The organism is Coprococcus sp. HCN-4056, assembly GCF_037892645.1.
GTDB classification, from domain to species: Bacteria; Bacillota; Clostridia; order Lachnospirales; family Lachnospiraceae; genus Coprococcus; species Coprococcus ammoniilyticus.
Genome location: NZ_JBBKBL010000013.1, coordinates 1 through 493, shown reverse-complemented (window position 1 = coordinate 493; position 493 = coordinate 1). Strand labels below are relative to the sequence as shown.

Below are 493 nucleotides of genomic sequence, written 5' to 3'. Positions count from 1 at the left end.
TTAACTGTAGCAAAAGCAGTTGCGGGATATACCTTTGATTCCAGCAAGACATTCATGATCTATGTAACAAACGCAAGTGGTGAATATGTTCTTGCAGATGGAAGCATAAGCGCAACCAAGACAGGAATCAGCGTACCTGCAAACGGAAGCGTAACGATCAATGACATACCTGTAGGCACATATAATGTAAGCGAAGAGCAAACCGGAACAGCAGTTGCAAACTATGGCTTAGCAGTCAGTGGTGAAGGTAATGTCACCGTCACCAAGGATGCGACAGCAACCGCAACCGTAACGAACACTTATACCCAGGATAAGGGAAGCCTGACGGTAGCCAAGGCAGTTGCGGGATATACCTTTGATTCCAGCAAGACATTCATGATCTATGTAACAAACGCAAGCGGTGAATATGTTCTTGCAGATGGAAGCATAAGTGCAACCAAGACAGGAATCAGCGTACCTGCAAACGGAAACGTAACGATCAATGACATCCCGG

Annotated in this window: 1 protein-coding gene; it reads left to right on the top strand. The window is 45.8% G+C overall.

Features of this window, described 5'->3' with window-relative positions:
• Positions 1 to 493, top strand: a 493-nt coding sequence (locus WKT03_RS12600) for a DUF5979 domain-containing protein (RefSeq protein ID WP_340392367.1), incomplete at both ends; no start/stop codon positions are given.